At 70.8% G+C, this 25,040-nt stretch carries 18 protein-coding genes; 9 read left to right on the top strand and 9 right to left on the bottom strand.

The window, feature by feature from the left end:
- Positions 1 to 58: 58 nt before the first annotated feature.
- The 4 genes from EXU48_RS01095 (at position 59) to EXU48_RS25265 (ending at position 3,332) form a co-directional block, all read left to right on the top strand.
- Complete coding sequence (locus EXU48_RS01095) at positions 59 to 988, top strand: carbohydrate ABC transporter permease (protein ID WP_133105731.1); 930 nt, start codon at positions 59 to 61, stop codon at positions 986 to 988.
- Positions 988 to 1,875, top strand: coding sequence for a carbohydrate ABC transporter permease (locus EXU48_RS01090; protein WP_133105730.1), 888 nt, complete (start codon positions 988 to 990; stop codon positions 1,873 to 1,875). The genes EXU48_RS01095 and EXU48_RS01090 overlap by 1 nt, the downstream gene beginning before the upstream one ends.
- 5 nt (positions 1,876 to 1,880) lie before the next feature.
- On the top strand, positions 1,881 to 2,591 hold the full coding sequence (locus EXU48_RS01085; protein ID WP_133105729.1) for a DUF624 domain-containing protein: 711 nt from the start codon (positions 1,881 to 1,883) through the stop codon (positions 2,589 to 2,591).
- A gap of 150 nt (positions 2,592 to 2,741) precedes the next feature.
- Complete coding sequence (locus EXU48_RS25265) at positions 2,742 to 3,332, top strand: TetR/AcrR family transcriptional regulator (protein WP_133105728.1); 591 nt, start codon at positions 2,742 to 2,744, stop codon at positions 3,330 to 3,332.
- Positions 3,333 to 3,424: 92 nt separating this feature from the next.
- On the opposite strand, the gene EXU48_RS01075 is transcribed toward EXU48_RS25265, so the two are convergent.
- Both EXU48_RS01075 and EXU48_RS01070 read right to left on the bottom strand, forming a co-directional pair.
- Positions 3,425 to 3,988, bottom strand: coding sequence for a hypothetical protein (locus EXU48_RS01075; protein WP_133105727.1), 564 nt, complete (start codon positions 3,986 to 3,988; stop codon positions 3,425 to 3,427).
- Between the two features lie 58 nt (positions 3,989 to 4,046).
- A complete protein-coding gene (locus EXU48_RS01070) occupies positions 4,047 to 4,763 on the bottom strand; it encodes an MFS transporter (protein WP_133105726.1) in 717 nt (238 codons plus the stop codon).
- Positions 4,764 to 4,927: 164 nt separating this feature from the next.
- Between EXU48_RS01070 and EXU48_RS24385 the strand changes: the two genes are divergently transcribed.
- On the top strand, positions 4,928 to 5,071 hold the full coding sequence (locus tag EXU48_RS24385; protein WP_165962643.1) for a hypothetical protein: 144 nt from the start codon (positions 4,928 to 4,930) through the stop codon (positions 5,069 to 5,071).
- Between the two features lie 126 nt (positions 5,072 to 5,197).
- Here the strand turns inward: EXU48_RS24385 and EXU48_RS01065 are convergent, their stop codons facing one another.
- From EXU48_RS01065 to EXU48_RS01055, 3 genes are all read right to left on the bottom strand, one after another.
- The gene (locus tag EXU48_RS01065; protein WP_133105725.1) at positions 5,198 to 6,097 is read right to left on the bottom strand and encodes a phosphotransferase enzyme family protein; all 900 of its coding nucleotides are present in this window, start codon (positions 6,095 to 6,097) and stop codon (positions 5,198 to 5,200) included.
- Between the two features lie 69 nt (positions 6,098 to 6,166).
- Positions 6,167 to 6,766 carry a potassium channel family protein gene (locus tag EXU48_RS01060; protein ID WP_133105724.1) on the bottom strand — a complete coding sequence of 200 codons (600 nt, stop codon included), beginning with the start codon at positions 6,764 to 6,766 and terminating at the stop codon, positions 6,167 to 6,169.
- On the bottom strand, positions 6,747 to 8,096 hold the full coding sequence (locus tag EXU48_RS01055; protein ID WP_133105723.1) for a hypothetical protein: 1,350 nt from the start codon (positions 8,094 to 8,096) through the stop codon (positions 6,747 to 6,749). Before EXU48_RS01055 ends, EXU48_RS01060 begins: the two co-directional genes overlap by 20 nt.
- 384 nt (positions 8,097 to 8,480) lie before the next feature.
- Here EXU48_RS01055 and EXU48_RS01050 point away from each other — a divergent pair, with 384 nt between their 5' ends.
- The gene (locus EXU48_RS01050) at positions 8,481 to 8,789 is read left to right on the top strand and encodes an ArsR/SmtB family transcription factor (protein WP_133106061.1); all 309 of its coding nucleotides are present in this window, start codon (positions 8,481 to 8,483) and stop codon (positions 8,787 to 8,789) included.
- Between the two features lies 1 nt (position 8,790).
- Positions 8,791 to 9,276, top strand: coding sequence for an SRPBCC family protein (locus EXU48_RS01045; protein ID WP_133105722.1), 486 nt, complete (start codon positions 8,791 to 8,793; stop codon positions 9,274 to 9,276).
- Positions 9,277 to 9,353: 77 nt separating this feature from the next.
- Here EXU48_RS01045 and EXU48_RS01040 read toward each other — a convergent pair whose 3' ends face one another.
- Positions 9,354 to 11,717 (bottom strand): arylsulfatase, encoded by a 2,364-nt coding sequence (locus tag EXU48_RS01040; protein ID WP_133105721.1) that lies wholly within the window; start codon positions 11,715 to 11,717, stop codon positions 9,354 to 9,356.
- A 239-nt stretch (positions 11,718 to 11,956) separates the two neighbouring features.
- Between EXU48_RS01040 and EXU48_RS01035 the strand changes: the two genes are divergently transcribed.
- A complete protein-coding gene (locus tag EXU48_RS01035) occupies positions 11,957 to 14,128 on the top strand; it encodes a LuxR C-terminal-related transcriptional regulator (protein ID WP_235856769.1) in 2,172 nt (723 codons plus the stop codon).
- A 6-nt stretch (positions 14,129 to 14,134) separates the two neighbouring features.
- Here the strand turns inward: EXU48_RS01035 and EXU48_RS01030 are convergent, their stop codons facing one another.
- Positions 14,135 to 14,452, bottom strand: a complete 318-nt coding sequence (locus EXU48_RS01030) for a carboxymuconolactone decarboxylase family protein (RefSeq protein ID WP_133105719.1) — start codon at positions 14,450 to 14,452, stop codon at positions 14,135 to 14,137.
- A gap of 198 nt (positions 14,453 to 14,650) precedes the next feature.
- Here EXU48_RS01030 and EXU48_RS01025 point away from each other — a divergent pair, with 198 nt between their 5' ends.
- Positions 14,651 to 15,040, top strand: coding sequence for a hypothetical protein (locus tag EXU48_RS01025; RefSeq protein WP_133105718.1), 390 nt, complete (start codon positions 14,651 to 14,653; stop codon positions 15,038 to 15,040).
- A 16-nt stretch (positions 15,041 to 15,056) separates the two neighbouring features.
- Here EXU48_RS01025 and EXU48_RS01020 read toward each other — a convergent pair whose 3' ends face one another.
- A complete protein-coding gene (locus EXU48_RS01020) occupies positions 15,057 to 17,591 on the bottom strand; it encodes a polysaccharide lyase family 8 super-sandwich domain-containing protein (RefSeq protein ID WP_133105717.1) in 2,535 nt (844 codons plus the stop codon).
- A 109-nt stretch (positions 17,592 to 17,700) separates the two neighbouring features.
- The gene (locus EXU48_RS01015; RefSeq protein WP_133105716.1) at positions 17,701 to 25,029 is read right to left on the bottom strand and encodes a DUF5979 domain-containing protein; all 7,329 of its coding nucleotides are present in this window, start codon (positions 25,027 to 25,029) and stop codon (positions 17,701 to 17,703) included.
- Between the last annotated feature and the right edge of the window lie 11 nt (positions 25,030 to 25,040).

Below are 25,040 nucleotides of genomic sequence, written 5' to 3'. Positions count from 1 at the left end.
GCGTCCCGGTGCCGGCCGCCACGGCCGGCACCGGGGCTCACTTCGACGAGGAGAACCCATGGCGACCACCGCCGTGCCGGCCCCCACCCGGGCGCCACGCCAGCGCCCACCCGGCAGCCGGCTGAAGCTCCGGAACTCGCTCATCGGCTGGACGTTCATCCTGCCGAACTTCATCGGCTTCGCCGTGCTGACCCTGGTGCCGGTGTTGATCCTGTTCTACCTGGCGTTCACGTCCTGGAACGTGTTCGGCGCCGCCGAATGGGTGGGCCTGGAGAACTTCGAGAAGCTGCTCGGCGACCGCACGTTCCACACCGCCCTGCGGAACACCGGCTACTACGCGCTCATGCACATCCCGCTGACGCTCGCGGTGTCCCTCGGCCTGGCCATGCTGCTGAACACCAAGCTCCGCGGCGTCGCGTTCTTCCGCACGGTCGCGTTCTTCCCCTACATCACCTCGATCGTCGCGATCGCCGTGGTCTGGAACATGCTGTTCTCCCCCGAGTCCGGCCCGGTCAACCAGATCCTGATGGCACTCGGTATCGACAACCCGCCCGGCTGGACCACCTCGACCACCTGGGCCATGCCCGCCGTGGCACTGGTGAGCACCTGGCGGGACATGGGCTACTACATGCTGCTGTTCCTCGCCGGTCTGCAGGCGATCCCGGGCGAGCTCTACGAGGCCGCGCGGGTGGACGGGGCGAACAAGCTCCAACGGTTCTGGAACGTGACGATCCCGAGCCTGCGGCCGACCACGTTCTTCGTCACCGTCATGCTGACGATCGCCAGTTTCAAGATCTTCGACCTGATCCTGGTGATGACCGACGGCGGTCCCGGCACCTCCACGCTCGTGCTGTCCCAGTACATCTACCGCAAGGGCTTCGAGGAGCAGCAGTTCGGCTACGCCTCCGCCGTGGCGATCGTCCTGTTCGCGATCTGCATCACCGTCACCGTGGTGCAGTTCCTCGTCAACAAGCGGAGGAACGCCTGATGGCCACGCTCACCCTGGACCGCCCGCAGGCGACCACCCCCCGGCCCGAGCGGGACGCCCGCAACCGCCGCAGCCTGGTCGGCAAGGTCGTCCTGTACGCGGTGCTGATCGCGGCCGCGGCCGTGATCATGCTGCCGTTCTTCTGGATGGTCACGTCCTCGCTGAAGTCGAACAACCAGGTGTTCACCGTCCCGATCCAGTGGTTCCCGGACCCGGTGGTCTGGAGCAACTACGTGGACATCTGGTCCAAGTCGGACATGACCACGTGGCTGAAGAACACCCTGATCCTGTCCGTGACCGTGACGTTCCTGCAGGTGTTCACCGGCAGCTTCGCCGCCTACGGCTTCTCGAAGATGCGCTTCCGCGGCCGCGACGTGCTGTTCCTGGCCTACATCGGCACGATCGCGGTGCCGTGGCAGGCGTACATGATCCCGCAGTTCATCCTGATGTCGCGGTTCGGGCTCTCGAACACGCTCTGGGCGATCATCGCGCTGCAGGCGTTCGGTGCGTTCGGGGTGTTCCTGATGAAGCAGTACTACGACTCGATCCCCGAGGAGCTCTCCGAGGCGGCCCGGATCGACGGCCTGTCCGAGTACTCGATCTGGCGCCGGATCGTGTTGCCGTTGTCGGGGCCGGCCGTCGCCACGCTCACCCTGCTGACGTTCGTGAACACCTGGAACGACTACCTCGGCCCACTGATCTACCTGCGTGACCGGGACCTGTGGACGATCCAGATCGGGCTCAAGACGTTCGTGTCCCAGTACAACGCCGAGTACGCGCTGATCATGACCGGGTCGGTGCTCTCCGTGCTGCCGATCGCGATCATCTTCATGCTCGGCCAGCGCTACTTCGTGCAGGGCATCGCCACCGCCGGACTGAAGGGCTGAGGACCATGCCGCAGACACCCGGCCCACAGCACCGGACCCGCCTCCCACGCTTGTCCGCGGACACCTGGGAGACCGTCTTCGGCGTCGCCTACCTGGTCGTCATGACGAACGTGGCGCTCGTCCTCGGCTCGCTGCCCCTGGTGGTCCTGCTGGTCACGACCGACCCGGTCTCCTCCTGGCCGGTGCTCGCGGTCGCGGCGGTCGCGGCGACGCCCGCGGTCACGGCCGCGTTCGCCGTCTTCCGCCAGTACACCCTGACCCGGGGCGTCGAGGTGGTGCGAACGTTCTGTCGGGCGTGGGTGCGGCACCTGCGGCGCTCGCTCGCCGTCGGGACGCTGCTGTGCACGACGGCGGTGGTGCTCGGGGTGGACGTCGTCGCCATCTCCGGCACTCGCCTGGGCGCGGTGGCGACCCCGCTGCTGGTGGTGTTGTGCGTGCTCGCCACCCTCACGGCGCTGCTCACGCTGGTGGCGAGCGTCGAGCGGCCGGACGCCCGGCTGCGGGACGTGCTGAAGGCGAGCCTGTACCTGGGCGTGCGCCGCTGGTACCTCACCCTCGTCTCGCTGGTCGTGCTCGGCCTGCTCGCCACCCTGTTCGCCCTGCACCCCGCGGTCGCGCTCGGCCTGGCCTCGACCCCGCTGTTGTACGCGGCCTGGGCGAACTCGCGGTACACGCTGTCCCCGGTGCTCCCCCGCGGAGCCACCGTCGCCGTCTGACCCCCGACCCCCGGCCCCCGCCTCCGCCCGAACGCGCCGTTCCCCCGGGTCCACGCGACCGGCGCCGGGGGCAACCGCGCGTTCGGCGGCCTGAGAGCCACTGGACCGATACCCGACACCCCGCGGTGGGGGCGGTCCTACACTGCGCCTGTGGCCACGCAGCAGTCGGCCGCCTCGCCCCGGGCCAACCGCGGGCCGGCGGCGGGACCTGACAACCGCCGGGCGCTGATCGCCGCGGCCCGGCAGATCTACGCGGACGCCGGCATGGACGCCCCGTTCAGTGCCGTCGCCAAGCGCGCGGGCGTGGGACAGGGCAGTCTGTACCGGCACTTCCCCGACCGCACGGCCCTGGCCGTGGCGGTCTACGAGGAGAACCTCGCCGAGCTCGAGGCGTTCGCCCAGCCTGCGGACGTCACCCTCGACGACCTGTTCGACCGGGTGATCGCGCAGGCGACGAGCTCGGTGGGGTTCCTGGAGCTGATCGACCGGCATCGCCACGACGCTCGCGTCGAGGCCCTGGGCGCCCGCTTCTTCGAGGTCGTCCAACGGCTGGTCGAGCGCGAGCAGGCAGCGGGACGCGTCGGCGACCACGTGGACCCGGGGCACATCACGCTCGCGACCGGCATGCTCGCCAGCGAGATCTCCCGCACCGATCCGGACCAGCGCGACGCCGTGGCCCGGCGCATCCTGACGATCTTCGGGGACGCGTTCGCACCGGGGGCGGGCCGGCCGAGCCCCTGACGGCGGTCGATCTTCGAAGAGACCCACGGACTGCGGGCGTTCGGGTTCGTGGCCGGCAAGGTTCCTGAACCGCCCGGTTCTTCAGGGGCGCGTCAGCGTGTGCCGTCGACGTGTTCCGCGATGACGGCCATGAGTTCCTGCTGGGCCCGCATGGACTCCTCCCAGTCGGACGGGACGAGGATGCTGTGGTCGGCGTCGCCGATGGTCTTGAGGACGGCGCGTGTCGTCAGGGTGGCGGCGGGGGCCCACATCGGATCGACGGTGCCTCCTATCGCGAGGTGGCTCGGCCCGGCGCGGGCCAGGGCATCGATCACGGTGGGGTCGGTGAGTACCGGGGTCAGCCAGACTCCAGGGACGCCTTCCCGGATCGACCACGGGAGCGCGTGGCTTCCCAGCGATTTGGCGACGACGAGGTCCGGGGTTCCGCCGACTGCGGCAATGACCGCGTCGAGTTCCGCCTCGACGTGGTGACGAGGGTCCGCTGCCGAGGAGACCTCCGGCGGCCAGACGACCCCGATCACTCGCCACCCTCGTTGGAGCAGCACCTCGGCGCACCAGTAGAGCAGCGGACCCTGGACGGAGTAGAGGCCACCAGGAAGCATGACGGCAGTCGGCGCGTCGTCATCGCCCGGCGGCCCCCACTCGAAGTGCCCCATCTCGTGAACCTAGGGCCTCTCGCGCCTCGCCTTCAAGAACCGGCCGTCATCGGCGCGGTCAACGCATGACGAACTGTTCCTCCACGGCTGCCACACCCTCGCTGTCCTCGGACCCCGCCCGACGGCAGGCCCGCTCGTGCCGCCCGTGGACGAGCTCGTACAGTCCGAGGGAGACCAGGGCGACGCCGGCCGGCGCGAGATACATCGTGTCGAACCCGAACACACCCAGACCGAGGCCGAGCAGCACCGGCCCGAGCCCGATGCCCAGGTCGACCATGAAGTAGTGCGTCGAGATCGCGACACCCACCCGCCGCATCGGCACCTTCGAGACCGCGACTGCCTGCAGCGCACCTAGCAGCGACCCGAAGCCCAGGCCCATCGCCACTCCGGCGACGATGAGGAGTGCGTCGCTGCCGGCCGGCCCCAGCAGCGCCAGCCCGACGGCGAACGCAAGCACCGCTATGACGATCACGACATTGTCGCCGCGCCGATCCTGCAGCCGTCCCATGATCGTCGGGGTGAGCAGCATCGACACCGCGTAGACGAGGAAGAAGACGCTCGCACCGCCGGCCGGCCCGGCCTTGGCGGCGTACGGCTGCAGGTAGGTGAGTACGCCGGAGTAGCAGATCGCGAGGACGAGCATGAAGCTCGCGACCGGCAGCACGGCCGGGTGCAGCATGTCCGCGGGCCGGAACCGCAGCAGCCGCGCCCGGGCCTCCCGCTCGGGCGCAACGCTCCTCGTGCGCAGGAACAGGGCGATGACGAGCGCCAGCACCGATGCAACGGTCGAGCCCGGCGGACAGTGCACCGTAGCCGACGTGGTGCACCAGTAGCAGGCCGAGCAGCGGGCCGACCGCCGTCGCCAGTGTCATGCTCAGCGTGAAGTAGCCGGTCCCCTCACCCTGCCGTGCGCGCGGGATCACGGACTGGGCCAGTTTCATGGCAGCGGTCGAGGCCAGGAAGAAGTTCACGATCCACGCGAGTACGAACTCGCGGCTCCAGAGCTTCTCGGTCGACGTCGCGACCGGTTCCTGGGTCGGCTGGTGGGTCGAGACTGGGCTGTTTCCGGGCGCAGGCACGTGAGCCACGCGGGCACCGTCCATTTCGACCGCCCGTTGGACGGCCTCCCTCGGTTGTGCCACCCAAACGCACGATTTGCCGTCCATGATCCGCTCACACTTTCGTGGTCGGCTCCCCCTGGCCGCCGGGTCACGGCTCGTCGATCACCCCGAGCACGACCAGGCCGCGCCGCGCATCGTCCAAGCCTTTGTGGTTGCCGGCGGGGTCCGTGAGGCCGGTCCGATCGGAGCCTGTCAGGCGCTCCGCGAAGTAGGCAGCCTGGACCGCGAACCGGTACCGGCGCATGGCGTCCAGGTGGGTCAGGTCCGCATCGGCGGGGAGGTGGTAGGACCGTAGGAAGGGGTCCGCCCGGCGCCGCCCGCCGAGGTACATGACGGCGGACGCCACGTCGTAGAGCACCGGGCCGTCGGTGGCTCCGGTCCAGTCGATCAGCCCGGGGCGGTCGCCCTCGACGAGGAACGCCTCGGGCGCCGGGTCGGTGTGCAGGGTCGCCCACGGCTGCGGACCGAGCGCCGCGTACTCGGCGAGCACCTGCCCGACGGCGGTGCGGACCCACGGTTCGACGTCGAGATGCGGGCCGTGCCAGAGGGCGGCCGGGAGGAACTCGCCCCGGCGGTCACCGCGGGAGGTCGCGCCGTGGACGGCGCAGAGCACGTCCGCCATCACCTCCTGCTCGGCCGCCGCCTCGCCGTCGAGCGGAGCGCCGCCCACCTCGTGCAGCAGACTCAGCCAGCCGCCGTGGGCTGCCACGACGAGGTCGCCGGCACTGGTCGGCACCGGGGGCCCGGTCCGGATCCCGGTCGCGGACTGCACCCGGAGCGCGTGCTCGCCACCGAGCCGGAGGGCCTCGCGGTGACCGTCCGGCACCCATTTGGCCACGTACCGCCCGCCGGCCACCCGGACGTGCGCGGTGGCCGAGTTCATGCCACCGCCGAGTGGCGCCACCATCGCTGGGGCGAGTTCCGGCCAGTGTGTCGACAGTGCACGGCGCAGCAGCACGTCGAGGTCGTCGTCGGTGAGGGTGGCCATCCTCCTCGGAACCTAGTGCACGCCTCGTGCGTCGAGCGAGCGGATTGCCTCACACCGAAGGCGTCGTGCTCACCCCGGCGCCGGGTTGTGCTCGTCGGGCACCGCCGGCTCGCTCGCCTCGCTCGACTCTCTCGGAGCACGGCTCAGTCCCACCCGCACGGCGCCGAGGACGAGTTTCAGCACCCCTCCGAGCAGCACCATGCCCGTGAGCATCTGGACCATCACGGCGATGCGCGCCACCTCGGCGACCGGCGCGATGTCCCCGAACCCGACCGTGGCGAACACGGTCACGGTGAAGTAGAGGGCGTCGGTCCGGTCGAGGGCTTCCGAGAACGATGCCGGGGCGCTGCGGGACATCCCGACGTACAGGGCCGCGAACATGACGAGGAAGAACGGCACCGCCGTGGCCAGCGCCTCGATCGCCCGCAGGCCCGGCCGACGTGAACGGGCGATGGCCCGGATCTGCCAGGTCAGCATCCCGCCGAGCGCGATCAGGCCGAGGCCCAGCAGGATCAGCGTTCCGGCCGAGGTCCGCCCCAGGGGCAGTGCGTAGTAGACGACGAGCACCGCGGCCGCGGACAGCGCCGGCCGCACCAGGACCCACGGGCTCGTGCCCCGGACGCGCGCCGCGTCGGCACCGCGGGCGCGCTCAGGTGGAGGCTCGCGCATCTGCGTCGCCCTCGACGCCGGGCTCGGTACGACTCAGGAGTTCGAGGAGCACGAGCAGTACGACGGCCACGACCGCCACCCAGATGATGAGGGCCGGGGTCGGGCTTCCGGCGAGCAGGATCACCAGCGCAGCGATGATGACGACGGCCGCGCGCAGGACGCCCTTGTAGCGACCGAGCCACAGGCCCACGGGGCCGGTGGACACGCCGCGACCCTCGCCGTAGGCGCGGGTCCGGTCCAGACCCCGGCCCACACCGGCTCGCAGTGCCCGGGCGGACGAAGTCGAGCCGCCCAGGTAGGCCGCGATCGCGACCACGAGGCCGAGCACTCCCACCGTGCGCAGCGTCAGCCGGAGGAAGGACACCACCTGGTCGAAGACGATCTCGGCCGCGTCCAGGCGCAGCACGACGCCGATGAGCGCGTCGAGGTACAGCCCGCGAGCGATGGTGAGCCCCAGCCCGAGCACCACCATGGATCCGGCCAGCGCGAGCCCCGCCACCATCAGCGTTCGCAACCGGTGGCTCGCCACCAGAACGCCCCCGGCGAGCAGGATCAACGCGACCCAGGGCAGCCAGGTGCCGAGCGCCACCACCTGGGCGTACCGGTTCTGGACCTCGACGAGTTGGGAGGTCTGCATGATCGTGAAGGAGGCGTTCACCTGGGGGATGTTCCCCGCGATGCCGAGCCCGGCCTCGACCAGGCGCTCCTTGACCAGGTCGATCATCGGTGCCAGCTGGATCGTGAGCTGGCCGTCCCGACCGATCTGCAGGAGGGTGTCGTCCGCGCCCTGCATCACCGCGACCATCTGCTCGTGGGCCGTCCGGTTCGCCTGCTCCCAGACCGTCTCGAACTGGTCGCTCTGGACGACCCGGTCGGCCGCCTCCCGGACGAAGGACTGCACGCCGTTCGTCAGCGGCGCCTCCAGGGCGCCGAGCGCAGCGGAGGCACGCGGCGCGATCCCGTTCTCGTCCATGGCCGTGGAGACCTCCTCGAGGAGGGCCCCGACATCGATCTGCTCCATCACCAGGCCGGTCAGCCGGCCGGCCAGGGCCGACTGCAGCACCGGGTGCTCGGCGAGCGGTGCCACCGTCGCGACGTAGCGGTCGGTGTCGGTCAGGGTCCGCTCCACCCACGCGGCCACGACCGCGACGGGGGCCAGCAGCGCACCCAGCGCGATCAGCACCACCGCGGCCGCGGCCCGCAGGCGGATGCCCGCCCGCCCCGACGACGCCACGGTGGGCGCCGGCGTCCCGGGCAGCTCGACCGCGGTCTCGAGCCGCCGCCGCAGGGACGCGTTCTCCGCCTCCAACGTCCGGAGCCGCTCGGTCAACGCGGCGGAGGCGCCGTCGTCCGGGCCGACACCCGACGCCTGGTCGGATGAATAGTCGGATGGCTGGTCCGATTGCTGGTCAGAGTGCTGGTCCGTCGGATCCGACGACCGATCCGACGGTGGACCCGAACGGGCCTGATCCTCGTCCATCCCTTGCCCCTCTCCGTGCGCTCGGCACAGCCGACGCGGTCCGCGCTGCCGGACGACCCGGCGACTGGAACCCCGACCGATACCAGGACGCTAGTCCCGACGGCCTCGGCAAGCCCCACCCGTTCTGGGTGAAGAGAGCCGGTTCGAACAGGACCTTGACAACCTACAACCGTTTGGTTGTATGTTGTTCCCGTGACCACGACCGAGGACCAGAACGAGGACCGGGCTGATGCCATGTTCCACGCGCTGGCCGACCGGACGCGGCGGGACATCCTGCGCCGCGTGCTGGCCGGGGAACACTCGGTCTCGGCGCTCGCGGCGAGGTACGACATGAGCTTCGCCGCGGTACAGAAGCACGTCGCCGTCCTGGAGCGGGCCGGCCTGATCACCAAGCGGCGCGTGGGCCGGGAGGCCCTCGCCAGTGGCGACGTGGAGGCGGTCCGGTCGGTGGGCTCGATGCTCACCGACCTCGAGTCACTCTGGCGCGGCCGGATCGCCCGCATCGACGAACTGATCGCAACACCAACCGAGAGGAACGAGTGACATGCCTGTCACCGACGTCAAGCACGACATGGACAACCTGACCCTGACCATCGTGGCCGAGTTCGCCGCGCCGGTCTCCCGCGTCTGGGACGTGTACGCCGACCCGCGCCAGCTCGAGCGGGTCTTCGGTCCGCCCACGTACCCGGCCACCTTCGTGGACCACTCGCTGACCCCGGGCAGCCGGTCGACGTACTACATGACCAGCCCGGAGGGTGAGAAGCACGCCGGCGTCTGGGACATCACGACCGTGGCCGAGCCGTCCGGCTTCACGTTCGAGGACGCGTTCGCCGACGCCGACTTCAATGTCACGACGGACCTGCCGGTGAGCCAGAACTCCTACGCGTTCGCGGCCACCGACGGCGGGACCCGGGCCACCTACGTCTCGACCTACGCGACTGCCGACGCGTTGCAGCAGGTGCTCGACATGGGGGTCGTCGAGGGCGCCACCTCCGCCATCAACCAGATCGACGACCTGCTCGCCGCCTGAGCACCGAGGGGCTGGACCGGCCGGCGCACGTGCGCCGGCCGGCGGCCGCGGCGCCGATGATCGGACGTCCGCCGGCCCTACTGCCGCGCCACGGCGACCCGGAGGCGTTCCTCCGGACTGATGAAGTGATCATGGTCGTCCGCCCCGACATCGAGCTGGACCCAGTGGATCCGCCCCGTGAATGCACTCTCCTTGGCGCTGTAGTCGGGCGAGACCGGGGTACCCGACTCGTATCCGATGTCCGTCGTCTCGTCGGCCGAGAAGACGAGCGGCTGGGTGAACTCGATCCGGCCCGTCCCGACGGCGGTCCCGTCGTGGTAGAGGGTGACCTCGCCGCCCTTGCCCAACCCACCGCCGTCGTACCCGAACTCCATCCGCACCTGGTGCGTCCCGGACGGGATCGGGTCATCCGCGGCCGTGGTGTAGAGATGGATCCCGAGCACGTTGTAGGCGAAGGCGAGCCGCCCGTCGCGCGCGAACAGGCTCCATCCGCCGAAGCGGCCACCCTGCGCGATGATCACCCCGTGCACGCCGGACGCCGGTACCTCGATCTCCGCGGTGAGCGAGAAGGACCGGTTCTTCATGCTGACCACGCTGTTCTCGCTCAGCCTGCCCATGCCCGGGTAGAAGAGTTGCGAGGTCCCCTGCACCAGCGTCGGCCGCCCGGCCAGGCCCGGCTCGACCCGCTCGGCGGTGCGGTCGTCCATGGGCAGCACGTTGTACTTGGTGGCCTCGATGAGCCAGAGGCGCTGGAGCCGGGCGAGCACCTCCGGGTGCTCCGCGGCCAGGTCATGGGCCTGGCTGAAGTCGGTCGCACCGTCGTAGAGCTCCCACACGTCGTCGTCGAACGGCGGTGCGGCGCCGACCATCTGCCAGGGGGTCCGGTGCTTGGTGACGGCGCTCCAGCCGCGGTGGTAGAGGCCGCGGTTGCCGAACATCTCGAAGTACTGCAGGTCGTGACGCTCGGGAGCGTCGGCGTCCTTCAGCGCGTACAGCATCGAGGTGCCCTCCATCGGGGACTGCTGCACCCCGTTGACCGAGACCGGTTCCGGGATCCCGGCCACCTCGAGGATGGTGGGCGCGACGTCGATCACGTGGGTGAACTGCGAGCGCACGCCGCCCGCCCCCTCGAGCCCGCGCGGCCAGTGCACGATCGTCCCGTTCCGGGTACCGCCCCAGTGCGAGGCGACCTGCTTCGTCCACTGCAGGGGTGTGTCCATCGCCCACGCCCAGCCCACCGAGTAGTGGTTGTAGGAGGCCGGCGAGCCGAACTCGTCCATCTTGCTGCGCATGAACTCGGTAGTCTCGAGCGCGGCCATCCCGTTGAAGTTCGCCATCTCGTTGAAAGCGCCGTTGATGGTGCCCTCCGCGGAGGCGCCGTTGTCACCGACGATGTAGTAGACGAGCGTGTCCTCGAGGATCCCCAGGTCCTCGAGGGCGTCGATGAGCCGGCCGACCTGGGCGTCCGTGTGCTCGAGGAACCCGGCGTACGTCTCCATCTGCCGGGCCAGGACCGGCTTGAGGTCGTCGGGCATCTCGTCCCAGGCCGGGATCTCCTCGTGCCGGGTCGTGAGGTCCGCGTCGGGCGGCACCACCCCCAGGTCCCGCTGGCGCGCGAACGTGCGTTCGCGCTGCACGTCCCACCCGTCATCGAAGCGTCCCCGGTACTTCTCGATCCACTCGGGTGCGACGTGGTGCGGAGCGTGCGTGGCGCCGGGGGCGAAGTAGAGGAAGAACGGCCGGTCCGGCATCAGTGCCTTCTGCTGCCTGACCCAGGAGCAGGCGTGATCGGCGAGGTCCTCCGTGAGGTGGTAGCCCTCCTCCGCGGTGGCCGGAGGTTCGATGGGCGTGGTGCCGTCGTACAGCGCGGGATCCCACTGGTTGTTCTCACCCCCGATGAATCCGTAGAACTTCTCGAAGCCGCCGCCGCCCGTCGGCCACGCGTCGAAGGGTCCCATCGGCGAGGTCTGCCAGACCGGGACCTCATGGCACTTGCCGAACTGCGCCGTCGAGTACCCGTTCAGCCGTAGCGTCAGCGCGAGCGGCGCCTTGGTGTTCGGCCGCAGTGAGCTGTTGCCCGGAGCCGACGTGGCGGTCTCGGTGATGCTGCCCATGCCGACCGAGTGGTGGTTGCGACCGGTGAGCAAGGCCTGCCGGGTGGGCGCACAGAGCGCCGTCGTATGGAAGCGGTTGAGGCGCAGGCCGTCTGCGGCGAGGCGCTCCGCGGTGGGCGTGTGACAGGGGCCACCGAAGGCGCTGGATGCGCCGAACCCGACGTCGTCGAGCAGAATCACGAGCACGTTCGGGGCACCCTCGGGTGGAAGCAACGGCTCGATCGGTGGGTACGACGTCTCCGGATCCTTCGCGTCGTAGGTGGTCAGGCCCGTCGCCGGCCGGTCCGGGATCGGGAGCATCGTTCGGGCATGCCGGTCGGGGCGCATCGGTTTCCTCCGCTGAGGTCGGCGTGGACGTCGGTGACCATTGCGACGCTAGGAGGCTCGGGCGGGGCTGCCATCACGCGGACCGCGTGAAATGGGGGCGACCCTCGACCGATCCGGACGTCAAAGCACCCCCGCTCGGCCCGGCACGGCCCTATCGTTTCCCTGTGGTGAGCCACATGCCGATCACGGCGGCGGCGACTGGGGGGCTAGCCCGCCGACTCCATGATGCGAAGTTCGACGTGCCGGGCCTACGGCCGAACGCGGTCAGTCGGGCGGGGCTGATCGACACGAGCATCCGGAGCGGCCAACGCGTCGTCGGACTGACCGCGCCTGCCGGGTACGGCAAGTCGAGCCTGTTGACGCAGTGGGCGCATCGGGACACCCGCGCCGTGCTGTGGATCTCACTCGACCGCTGGGACGACGACCCGCTCAGCCTCCTCACCGTCATCGCCTCGGCATTCGCCGGGCTGGACGGCACCGGCCACGACCTACCCCGGGACATGGTCACGGCCGGCCCGTCGATGCTCGGCCGCGCCGCGCCGCGGCTGGCGTCCGCGATCGCGGGCATCGACACGCCCTTCGTGCTCCTGCTCGACGACCTGCAGGAGGTCCGCTCCACCGCCTGCCATGACGTTCTGGCCCTGGTCCTCGGGGCGATCCCGGCCGGATCCCAGGTCGTCATCGCGAGCCGGTCCGAGCAACCCCACCTACCCAGGCTCCGCGCCGAGGGCCGGGCACTCGAGATCGTCGCCGACGATCTGACCCTCGACGTCGAGGGCGCCCGGCAGATCTTCGCCGCCTCCCAGGTGGTCGTCACGCCCGACACGCTCGAGGCGGTCACCGATCGGACCGAGGGCTGGCCTGCCGGGATCTACCTCGCCGCGTTGATCGCCGGGCACGACGCCGGCGACGCCGCCATGATGTCCGGAGCGGATCCGTACGTCGCCGACTACCTGCAACGCGAGGCCTATCTACGGCTCCCCGCCGAGATGCGGCGCTTCCTTCGCCGGACCGCGTTGCTCGAACAGGTGTCCGCGCCCCTGTGCGACGCCGTGCTCGGAGGGCAGGATGCGAAGCGGATGCTGCGCCGGGTGGAGGGCTCGAGCCTCTTCCTGATCCCCCTCGACCGGCACCGCGAGTGGTTCCGATACCACGCGCTCTTCCGCGAGTTCCTGCTCGGTGAGCTCATGACGCGTGAGCCGGGGCTCAGCGACGACCTCCGGGTTCGTGCGGCCGACTGGTACGAGGCACACGACCTGCCCCGTCGCGCCGTCGAGATGCTCCTGCCCACGCCGCACCGGGACCGATGCGTGCGCCTCATCACCCGGATCGTGATGACCTCGGTCCAGTCCGGGCGGATCGCAACGGTCGACCGCTGGCTGCATGCACTCGGCGACGCCGCCATCGCGGGCTATCCGCCGCTCGCAGTCCTGGCCGGGTACGTGGCGGCCTATCAAGGACACGCCACTGCGGCGGAGCATTGGGGATCGATCGTCGACCGCTCCTCCTTCGACGGTGCGGGCCTCGACGGCTCCGCCTCGTACGCCTCGGCGCAGGCCATGTTCCGCGCGCTCCGGTGTCCGGAGGGGCCGGACCGGATGCTCGCCGACACCCGGCTCGCCATGGCGAGCGAGAAACCGCTGAGCGTCTGGCGGGACACCGCGCACGCCCTCGGCGGCGACGCCGCCCTGCTCGACGGCGACGTGCCGGCAGCGACACGTCACTTCAGGTCCGCTATCGCCGCCGCGCATGACGTCGGCCACGGCGACACCCTGATCTTCAGCGAGGCCCAACTTGCCCAGCTCGAGATGGACGGCGGCCGCTGGGAGGGCGCTCGAACCCGGATCCAGCGAGCCGTCGACGCGGTCGCGAGGCACCGGATGGAGGACTACCCGCCGAGTGCCCTGGCGTTCGCCGCGGCGGCACGCCTCGCGCTGCACGACGGTGACCTCGCGTCGGCCCAGCAACACCTGCGCAGCGGCATGCGGGTCCGGGTGTTCTGTACGTATGCGTTCCCGAGCCTGGCCGTGCGGGCACGGCTCCATCTCGCGCGCACGAGCTGGGCCATCGGCGATCACGTCACGGTGCGCCACCTGCTGCGCGAGATCGACGACGTGCTGGAGCGGCGGCCGAACCTGGGAACCCTCGGTGAGGAGGTCACCGCCCTTCGGGAGCGGCTCGACTCGGGTCCGGACCGGGCGGGCCCGGGGACGCCGCCGCTCTCCCCGGCCGAGCTGCGCCTCCTGCCCTATCTCCAGACCTACCTCACGATCCGGGAGATCGCCGAGCGGCTGTACGTGTCCAGGAACACCGCGAGCACCGAGATCGGGTCGATCTACCGCAAGCTCGGCGTCACCTCCCGCGGCGCGGCCGTGCGCCGGGCCATCGCCAGGGGGCTGCTCGGCGACTGAGCACCCTCACTCGCGCGGGTCGGGGCCGAACGGGTCGAGGCCGAGCGCCAGGGCCACCTTCGACCCGGCCGAGACCACGGTGGGGAGCCCGACGATCGGGGCGACCGTCGCGAGGACATCGACGATCTCGGTCGTCGTCACCCCCGCCGAGATCGCCTCGTCGACCTCGCTGCCGTAGCTCGGCTCGGCTCCCCCGATGGCGACCAGGGCGGCCAGACGCACCAGTGCGTGCACCCGGGGCTCCAGCGAGGTCGGCTCGAGTTCGAGCTCCGCCTCCAGGTGCGCGTCGTTGAGGGCGATCCGGCGCAACCGGTCGTAGCTCACGTTGTCATCCCTCGGTGGTGGTGGACCCGAACGCTCGCGGGCCGTGCACGAATTGAGCCACATGGCGACGGCTCGCGCATCACGTCGTTCAGATGAACCGGGTGCCCCACCCGGAACTTCACGTGTTCTGCGTGACGACACCCCGGCCGGTACGGCCGATTCTTTCCTCACGCGACAACCCCGAGGAAGGGTGCTCTCATGAACAGTTTCATGGACTGGTTCTGGCTGATGATCTGGTGGTTCGCGTTCGTGATGTACCTCGTGATCCTGTTCCAGATCGTCGCGGACATCTTCCGGGACCGGCAACTCAGCGGCTGGTTGAAGGCGCTGTGGGTGATCGCGCTGGTGGTCGTGCCGTTCATCTCGGCCTTCATCTACATCATCGCGCGGGGCCGGAGCATGGGGAACCGCCAGGCCGAGCAGATGACCCAGGCCCGCGCCGAGACCGACGCCTACATCCGCAGCGTCGCCGCCGGCGCGCCGGCCTCGACGCCGGCCGCCCAGATCAGCGATGCCAAGGCCCTGCTCGACAGCGGCGCGATCGACGAACGCGAGTTCGCCGCACTGAAGGCCAAGGCGCTCGCCTGACGGACGTCCGCGGCGCTCAGACCTCCAGGACGGCGGTGAAGGTGCGCCCGTAGGCCTGCGCGGTGTTCACCACGATCGAGGTGCCACCGGTCACCTGGCCGACCGTGACGCCGTCGTCGGCGCTCAGCAGGCCCCGGTTACGGCCACGGATCACCAGCGTGACCTCCTCGCGGCCCATGGTCGGGTCGCTGACGCCGATCTCCAGCCGGCGTCCCTGCTGACGTAGGACCACGGCGGCCGGACCGTCGACGGTCAGGCGCTCGGCCTGATGGCGGCCGTCGGTGAAGGTGTTCGCGGCGACGATGCCGAGTTGCGCCTGCTTGATCGCCTGGATGTCGGTCGTGTTCGCGAGGACCTGCAGCGGGCCGCCCGAATAGCCGGCCAGCTGGTCGGGGCCGGCGTTCGGCACCAGGGCGTAGGCGAGCGCATGCGCGCCGTCGGCCGCATGGTCCACCGACACCGAGAACACGTCCTTGGTGACCGAGGTGTTCGGGTTCGAGGCGCGCACCACGCGGCGGCTGCGGGTGACCCGCTCCAGTTCGACGGTCACCTCCTGGGAATCGAGCAGGACGTAGCCGACGGCGGCCTGCTCGCCCGGGTTCTCCCACCGCACCCAGGCCAGCGGCGCCACGCCGTCGCCCGTCCACGCGGCCCCGTCCGCGAGCGCACCGGTGACCTCGACGCCGTCGGCGGGGTCCGCGATGCGGCTGTCGAGCGTGGTGACGGCGCCACGCCCCGCCCCACCGGCGATGCCGGCGGCCAACACCACGATCTCGTCGTCGAGCATGAACCACGACTTCGTCGCGCGGGCGTTCGGGTATGTGACGAAGTCCTCGGGCAGGACCCCGGCCTGCTTGTCGACGTGCGCGACGTCGTCGGAGAGCACGAGGGCGGCGGTGCCGTAGGCGCCCAGGCTCGCTCCCCCGGACACCTGGTTCGTCCCGCGCGGGAAGTACACGTAGGTGTTCTGCGACTCCGAGGAGGACGTGAAGGCGAGCGGGTGGTCCGGGTTCTCGTACCAGAACTGCCCGTACAGGTCCGGGATCGTGCGGCGCTCCCCGTCGGGAGCGGTCACGCCGGACAGCCGGTACGGGGAGACGGCGGTGAAGTAGTCGACGCCGAACGCCCGAGTCTGGTCCTGGCCGGCCAGGTAGAGGTAGTGCGCGCCGTCGCCCTGGAACCAGGGCATCAGGTTCTCGCCGTTCATGTATTCGTACTTGCTGATCCGGTCCGAGGACCGGGCGAGGGCGAACGCGTAGCCGGGGCGGCGGTGCACCGTCTTGTCCATGGCGTTGAACGCGACGTTGCGCGCGGCGGCGTTCAGGTCCGCGGCGGGGACGGTCTCGTCCGCGACGATGTCCGCGAACCGGACCACACTCACGGGCGAGGCGAACGAGTCCGGGTTCAGCGAGACCGGCGAGGAGTCGTTCAGGAACTTCACGTAGCCCTTGATGGCCGTCGCATCGTCGCCGACGGCGTAGCCGGCGAGGTCGACGACCGCTTCCGCGACGGCGCGCACGTCGACGTACCCGGTGGTCGTCCGCGAGACGGCGCGGCCCTTGACGACCTCCATCATCCAGCCCTCGAAGATCAACGGGGCGAAGCCGTTCGTCACCCAGGCCTGCACGACCGCGACGAGAGCGTCGCCGCCGGCGGAGGTGGCGCCGTCGAGCATCTTGATCGTCTGCGCGATCCGCCCGAGCAGGACCTTGCCGTAGGAGCCGGTGTAGGCGACCGAGTGGTGCTGGATGAATGAACCATCGGCGTAGTAGCCGTCGGTGTTGCCGTGCTCGAGGTGATACGGATCGATGGTCGCGAACACCGTCGACTGGTCCGCGATGGCCTTGCTGATCCGGGCGTCGTCGCCGAGCAGGGCGCCCTGCAGGAAGCGGTTCGTGGTGATGTCGGCGAGGTTCGCCCCGGTGTGGAAGCGGGAGTCGAGATCCACGTCCCCGTCGATGCCGTTGCGCAGGTATGCGTCCATCGTCGCGACGTAGGTCCCGACCAGGTCGGGCCGGTACGAGGCCACCTGGTCGGCGAGCAGCACGAGGGTGCGGGTGGCGTGGGAGGGGAACCCGATCTCCCAGTTGTGCCAGTTGCCGTAGTAGCCCGCCGCCTGGTCCCCGACGTAGTTCTCGTGCAGCCAGTCCAGGCCGTCGATGACGCGGCGCTGCACGTCGGTGTTCCCGACGAGTTCGGACTCCACCCCGTCGGTCCGGGTCGCCACCGCGATCTGGAGCAGCCGGTTGTAGGACTGGGTGATGTTGGCGTCGTTCTCCCCGAGCGGCACGCCCGCGAACAGTTCGGAGGGGCCGGCCTGGTCCATCTGGGTGAGGTAGGCCCGCGCCGTGTCCTGGATCGCGGCGAGCTTCACGGCCGCCTCCGGCCGCTGGTTCACCTCGGCGGTGCCGGCCAGGATGGCCACGGTGTTCGTGAGCAGCCGGGCCCGATCGGCCTGCTCATCGGCGAGCGCGCGCAGCGGCAGGCCCACGGTCAGCAGGCCGGTGGCCGGGATCAGGGCGAGGACGTGACGGCGGGACAACTCAGGCATAGGGGTCTGCTCCAGACATCGAGTCGTCCGAGCAGTCAACCAGGCTCAGCCGCGAGCGTCGAGTGCGGCTGAGCCGGCAGCCCTTCCGGATCAGGCGTGCAGCATCACCTCAGGCGTTCCGGCGGCGGCGGATCACCAGGTACACGCCGGTCCCGATCAATAGCGCGGCGACCGCCGCGAGCAGGCCCGCCTCCACGCCGGTGACCGGGATGCCCGCACCGGCCTGGCCGGCGGCGCCGGGACCGATCGGCACCGGGTCGTAGGTGTTGGTGACCGTCGCCAGGGCCTGGCCGGACCCGGTGGTGCTCGAGAGCGGCACGTCCGCCGTCGCCGTCTCGGTGGTCACGGAGTCGGTCCCGTCGATCGCCACCGTGATCGACACGGAGTCCGCCGAGCCGGTGACGGACTCGGTGAGCACACAGTCCGCGCCGACCGGCAGGTCGGCGAACTCGGCCGTCAGGTCGTCCGGGGCCCGGAGCACCCGAACCGCACCGCCGGGGATCTCGATCGCGGTCTCGACGCCGTCGACGGGCCAGGTGCACTGGAGCGCCACCTCGAACCGTCCGTCCGAACCGTTGCCGGCCCAGTCGCCGTCGATCACCTTCACGACGGCCAGGGAGGTCACGTCGAAGACGTTCGTCAGGGTGACGGTCGCGACCTCGGCCTCGTCATCGCCGGATGCGGCCGGATCGAGGATCGTGACGAGCCCGTCGGTGGGAGCGAGCATGGTGCTGGTCGCGCCGCCGGTGGCGGTCTCGGTGACCACGCACTCACTACCCACGAGAAGGTTGTCGACCGTGACCGAGTAGCCGTTCGCCGCGCTGAGCGTCACGATGCCCTCGTTCGCGAGGTCGATCATGACCGGCTCGCCGTCCCGGTCCCAGGTGCAGAGCACCTGGGCGGTGAACGGGCCGGAGCCCCAGAGCTCCGCACCGTCACCCTCGACGACCTTGACGATCTCGAGGGCGCCGAGCACGAACGTGTTCGTGGCGGTCACCACGGCCTCACCGACGCCGTCGGGTCCCGAGATGATCGTGGTGGCCCCGTCGGCCGGGTCGAGGGTGGTGGCGTTCGCGCCGCCGGTGGCGGTCTCGGTGACCACGCACTCGGTGCCGGCCGGGTAGGTCCCGAACGTGCGGTCACTGTTCGCGTCGAGGACGAACTCGGCGTCGAGCAGCACCTGGTCGCCCGCGTACGTGCACACGGCCGTGAAGGTGAACGGGCCGGCGCCGTAGAGGCCTGCGCCGTCGCCGTCGACCACCTTGACCACGCGCAGGATGCCCGCGTCGTAGCCGTTGGTGAAGGTGACCTCACCGGCGGTGGTGCCGATCTCGACCTCTGCGCTGCCGTCACCGTTGTCGGTGACGTCGGTGCCGACGATCACGATGCCGTCGGCGAGGTCGCTGTCCACCTCGGTGACGGTGCACAGCGCACCGGCCGGGACGGTGTTCTCGGGGGCGACCCAGGTCGCGCCGTCGGCGAGGCTGAACGTGACCTCGGTGGCATCGCCGTCGAAGGTCACCGGGGTGCCCAGTGCGCTCGCACACGTCAGGGTGAAGTCGAACGGGCCGAACTCGCCCTCGGTCGCCTCGGTGGCCACGAGCTTGGTGACCGACAGTCCGGTGAACCGGTAGTCGTTCGTGATCGTCGCGAGCTGGGCGGCGGGGACGTCCTGCCCGACGGCGGTGGGCTCGGTGACCGTGAGCGTCACCGGGGAGCCGGTGCGGCTGGTCTCGCCGAAGCTGCCCAGTTCCCCCGTCTCGGTGACGGTGCAGGCCGCACCGACCGGGATGCCGTCGACACGCTGGGTGTAGCCGTTCGACTCGTCCAGCTCCAGCACGTCGTGCTCGCCCAGACCGAGCTGGACGCCCTCGATGGTGCAGACCAGGTCGGCCGTGAACGCGGTCGGGGCGTAGCCGACGGCCGGGCCGGTGACGACCTTGTCGATCTCGATCGCGCCGGCCATCAGGTGCACGCCGACCCGCGACGGGGCGACCTTGCCGTAAGCGCTCGTCCCGGTGTTGCGGAACTTCACCCCGAACTGGTTCCAGGCGAAGGAGTCCGCGGCGGGCACGTCGGAGGGTGCGCCGCCCGGCAGCTCGGCCGAGGCCGGCATGTTCACCGAGGAGTAGGTCACGTCCACGAACTGACCCGGGGTGAGGACACCGGCAGCGGTGGTCGAGAAGTCCACGGTGATCCGCAGCCCGGTGACGGCGGCCCAGTCGGTGGCGTCACCTGCGGGCTCCCACTGTTCACCGTTCTGCTCGCAGACCTCCTGGGCGGCCAGGTTCCCCCAGGTGCCTACGCAGACCCCGGCGCTGGTGGTGACCTCCACGGTGGTGGTGGCCCCCTCCGGCGCGGTGACGAGCAGGTCGCCGATCAGTTCGGGGCGGTACACCGAGCCGCGGCCGGAGCCGGAGATCAGCTGCTGGTCGCCGGCCGTGGGCAGCTGCTCGAAGATCGTCAGCTCGTCCACGGTCACGGTGCCCGCGTTGAGGGTGCGCAGCACCCACTGGTCCGTGCCGCCGATCAGGCTGTTGGCGGCGCACGGGGTGCGGAAGTAGTCGCCGCCGGTCGCGGTCAGGTTCTGGCGGCACTCCATCTGGGGCATCGCCGGGTTGATCGCGCCGGCGAGCTCGCCCCGGACGCCCTTGATCGTGTACAGGTTCGGGCCGGGTGCCGGCGCCACGTGGTCCGTGGTGCCGCAGGTCGTGTCATCCTGCGCCCAGGCGTTCGTGATGGCGCCGCCCGGCACGATGTTGGCGCACGAGGTGAGGTTCTCCTCGGTCCGCACCGTCATCGTGTTCTCAGCGGTCTGGCCCGCGGACAGCCCCGGCTGCAGCTCCAGCAGGAGCCGGATCGTGATCGTCTCGCCCGGGGCCATCCGGTTGCCGTCGGCCGGCCACGTGAAGACCAGGTCCTGCCCCTCCTCGACCACGGTCACCGCACCCGGGAGCAGACCGTCGGGGTCCGGGGTGACGACCGGCTCGTCGCCGAGGTAGACGAGTGAGGCCGGGAGGGTGTCCCGCAGCTCGGTCACCGTGAGGTACCCGGTACCGGTGTTGGTGAAGGACAGGTCCCAGGGCACCAGGGCGCCCGGGCTGGCGAACCGGTTGCCGTCGTTCGCCAGTTTCTGCACGGTGATCTCGTGGGTGCCTGCCGACAGACCGATCACCGCGTCGGCGGTGCGCTCGGGTGAGACCTCACCGTTGCGACGGTCGCTGACGGCGGTCACCGTGTTGATGATGGTGCCCTCGAGGGCGACCGGGTCGTCGGTCCCGTAGTGCTGCTCGCGCAGCTGCACGGTGAACGCGGCGGTCGCCGACCACGTCGGCGCCGGGAGCGCGCTGGAGAAGAAGGCGCCGTCCGCGCGGGAGAAGGCGAACGCGATGCCCTGCACGTCGGCGTAGGCGTCGGCTGCCACCGGCAGTTCGGCGTCGGCGACCGCCGTGGGTTCGCCGTCCACCCAGGCGGACTCGCCGTCGGCCCCGAAGGGTCCGAGGACGCTCACGCGGACCTGGTCGGCGCCCGCCGGTGCGGCGATGTCGGCGAGGCCGGTGAGCGCGAACGCGCTCCAGAACTCCGGCGACGTGGTGACGTCGTCGGTGACCCGGACCTCGGCGGGCGGCAGGGTCGACGCCGGGGATACGCCCTGGTTCGCGCCGAGGGTGACCGTGACCGGGGTGTCCCGGGTCGGCGCGGTGAGGGCGTCCGGGGTCACCGACTTCGTCGGGCCCACGTTGATGTCGCCACCGCTGAGCTGCACGCTCGCCGCGGCCTGGTCGCCGGTGACGACGCCGTCGCTGAGGATCGGGTCGTAGGACTGGGCGAACACGCGGTTCGTGACGTCCACCCGCTGCCCGGCGCCGACCACCTGGTCCGCGCCGGTGCTGCGCACGGTGGTGCGCGCCTGCGCGTCCAGGCTCACCGTGAGCCGATTGGCCGCGGTGATCGTGCCACCGGTCGTGGCCGGGTCGCTGCCCTGGAAGGTCACCGAGATCCCGACGACGTCCGCGAGGTCCGCCCGGTCCGTCGCGTTCACCGCGGCGGCCGTGCTCTGCTCGGTCGAGTAGGTGCCGGCGTCGTAGCGCAGCAGCCAGACGGGGCTCGCGGCCAGGTCGACCTCGGCGGGGATGCTCGCGCCGATCCGCACCGCGGTGAGGTCGAAGCGGTCGAACGGGTTCCCGATACCGCCCGCGGTGAGCCACTCGACGTCGGCCGTGAACGGGTCCCCGATGGCACCGGCCGCCGTGCCGGCGCTCTGGCACAGGGACACCTCGCCGGCGTCGGTGCACGCCGGCGGATCGGTGACGCGCACGTAGGAGGCCCGCGCGACCGAGTCGCTGTTCGCGGTCATGGTGAAGGTGGTGGTGGGGTAGTTCTGCGCCGGGGTACCCGCGACCGGGATGTACAGGTCGGTGGTCGGGTCCGCGGACTTGGTGACCTCGACGCCGGGCCCGAAGTCCTGCACGATGATCGTGTCGTCGGCGGTGTCCGTGGCCGGCTCACCGCCACCGGTGGGGGTCGCCTCGAGCAGCGCGGTGTTGTTGACGCCGCCGGCGTCGGGCGTGTTGTAGAGCGCCTCGCCGGTGACCCAGTCCCCGCTCGGGCGCATCTGGTCGCGCAACTGCCAGGTCATCGAGAACTGCCGGTCGGGACCGGCGAAGCCGACACCGGAGCCGACGGCGGGGGCGTACGGGTCGTAGGCCGGTCCGGTCTGCGTCGCGGCGAGCCGGGCCGCCTCGTTCTCGGCGAGGGTGATCCGGACACCGGTGGTGTCGGCGCGCTCGGGGTCGCTGAGTCCGTAGCCGGCGAAGGCGCCGTTCTGGATCCAGCCGCCGGCGGGGGCGCTCGCCTCGACCCACGCCCCACCGCTGTACAGCTCGACGGCGGTGATCAGGTCGTAGCGCAGGTGCCATCCGTTGCTGTACGGGTCGGCGTCGGCGCCGATGCCCTCCACGCGGACCAGGTCGAACGCCTCGAACACCGAGTCGGCCGGGGCGTCCGGGTTGGTCGGGTCGCTGATCTGCACGCCCTCGTAGCCGCTGCCGACCGACCAGCTCAGGGTGGTGGAACGCTGCTCACTGGTCTGGGCGGGGACGGAGGGCTGGTTCCAGGCCTTCTCGATGCCGACCGGGCCGATGCCGGGGTTCGGCTCGACCGTGGCGGACCCGTCGCCGGTGTCCGCGTCGTTGATCTCGGTGCCGTCCTCGGTCTCACCGGAACCGGCCGCGGTGGCGACGTTCTGGTAGGCCGTGGCGGTCTCGGGGATGTCCGCGCCGGAGCGCAGGGTGTCGCGAGCCTGAGCGGAGAAGTAGGGCGTCACCGTGGTGTCTGAGGCGAATCCGGCGTCGGTCTCGTTGTCGAACGTGAACCGGATGCCGGTCAGGTCCGTGGTGTCGACACCGGTGGGCAGAGCCGCCGCGATCTCCGCCGCGGTCAGCGAGGCCAGGAACGGCGCGGCCTGGGCGCCGAAGACGGCCAGCTCGAGCCAGGTGCCGTCGGCGGCGCGGGCCTCGATGGTCAGCGCGGTCTCGCTCGGGACCTGTGTCGGCGCCACGGAGGACAGGTCGAAGCCGTCCCAGAAGTCGCCGACGGTGCCGGTGGCAGCGTCCTCGACGACGATCCGGTTCGCGGTGATGTAGTCGGACGTCGTGGTCAGGTTCGTCTCGAGACGGGTGACCACGCTCTCGCCCGGCTGCACCGTGGTGGACGGGCGCACCGACTTCGCCAGCGCGATGTCGATCGCGGGGTAGACGAGGGTCAGGGCCGCATCATCGGAGTCGGTGACCGTGAGGCCGTTCGGGGCCGTGAGCTCGGCGTCGACGGTGTTCGTGGTCGGGAGCGTCTCACCCTCGGCGACGGCGTCCTCGGTGGAGGAGATGAGGATGTCGAACACGCTCGAGGACCCGGGCGCGATGCCACCGTCCGGGGCGGTGAAGACGACCTCGAAGCCGGAGATCGGCCCGGCCGGCGCGGCCGGGAGCTGCCCCTGGGTGAAGACGACCTCCTGTGGGGCACCGCCGTCCAGGGGGTGGTAGATCACCTGGGCCGACTCGGCGCCGTCCGGCCAGGTCGGGGCGGACACGAAGCCGCCGAACGTGATCGTGTCGGTGAAGTAGCCGAGGTCGGCGACTCGCAGTTCGTCGACGCCGCCGGCGGACTCGTTCGTGAGGCCGATCGTGGCGGTGGCCTCGTCACCGGCGGCGATCCGGTCGGGGCTGATGTTCTTCGTCGTCGAGACGCCCAGTCGCATGGGCACGACGGAGAAGGTGGCGCTCGCCGTGTCGGTGGCCGGGTCGCGGCCCTCGACGGTGGCGCTCCCCGCGACGACATTGTCGACCGTGTGCGTCGCGGCCCCCAGGCTGTCGCCGGTGTTGCGGTGGGTGGTCCGCTGGGCCAGGCCGAGCGCGACGGTGGCGACCGCGTCGGCCTCGATCGCGACGCCGCTGTACGTCAGCCGCACGCCGCCCACGTCCCCGGGGGCGACGCCGTCCGGCAGCGTCACGGCCGTGCCGGGGACACCGGCCTGCCAGGCCCACGTGCCGTCGCCCTGCTCGACGTAGACGTCGACCTGCACGGCGTCCGCGCCCGCGGGCAGCGTTGTCGTGCTGAACCCGGTGAAGTCGGTGATGGTGAACGGGTTGCTCGCATCGAGGGCGGTCGCGCCGTCGGCGGCGGCGGCGGGCTCGGTCAGCACGAGAGTCTCGACGGGGCCGTTGGAGGTGTTCGTGACGCTCAGGTCGATCGTCGAGGCCGCGCCCGGGGAGTACGACTGCTCGGCCGGCGCCCACGCCTTCGTGACGGAGACGTCGATGATCTGGGGCACGCGCACCGTGACCGTCGCGTCGTCGGAGTCCGGATTGGAGTTGTCGGCCGTGGTGCTGGCGGTGTTCGTGATGAGGTGGTCGCCGGGGGCGACGGTGGCGGGCACCTGGAGGGTGATCGTCACGGAGAGGGTCTGGCCGTTCTCGAGGCCGGTGCCGACCGGGCTGATGACGGCGCCGGTGAAGTCGACCCGCAGGTGGGTGTCGGCGGTGACCGCCGCGGGTGCGGCATCGCCTGCGGCGCCGTCCACGGTCCAGGTCACCTCGCGCGGGATCGTGTTCTCGTTCGGCGCGATCGCGACGTCCTGCACGGCATAGCCGGCGAGGTCGGGCGGCAGCGAGTCCTCCAGCACGGCATTCAGGCAGGACGCCTCGGAGCAGTTCACGCTGATCGTGTAGGTGAACGTCTGGCCGGGCGAGACGACCTCCGGCGCGACGGTCTTCGTGACCGTCAGGTACTGAGGATCTCCGGGGGCCGCGAGCGCGGCTCCGGCCCCGAGACCGGCCAACGGCCCGGCCAGCACGACCGCCAACATCGCCGCCCAGATGACCCGCCACCGTCCGGTGGCGCGCGCACGTCTACCCAGCATGATCTTCTCATTTCTGGTCATGCCCGCGACGG

Origin of the sequence: Occultella glacieicola (assembly GCF_004353825.1) — a bacterium.
Lineage (GTDB): Bacteria > Actinomycetota > Actinomycetes > Actinomycetales > Beutenbergiaceae > Occultella > Occultella glacieicola.
Note: the sequence above shows the minus strand (reverse complement) of the source record. Positions and strands in the feature narration are given on the sequence as shown.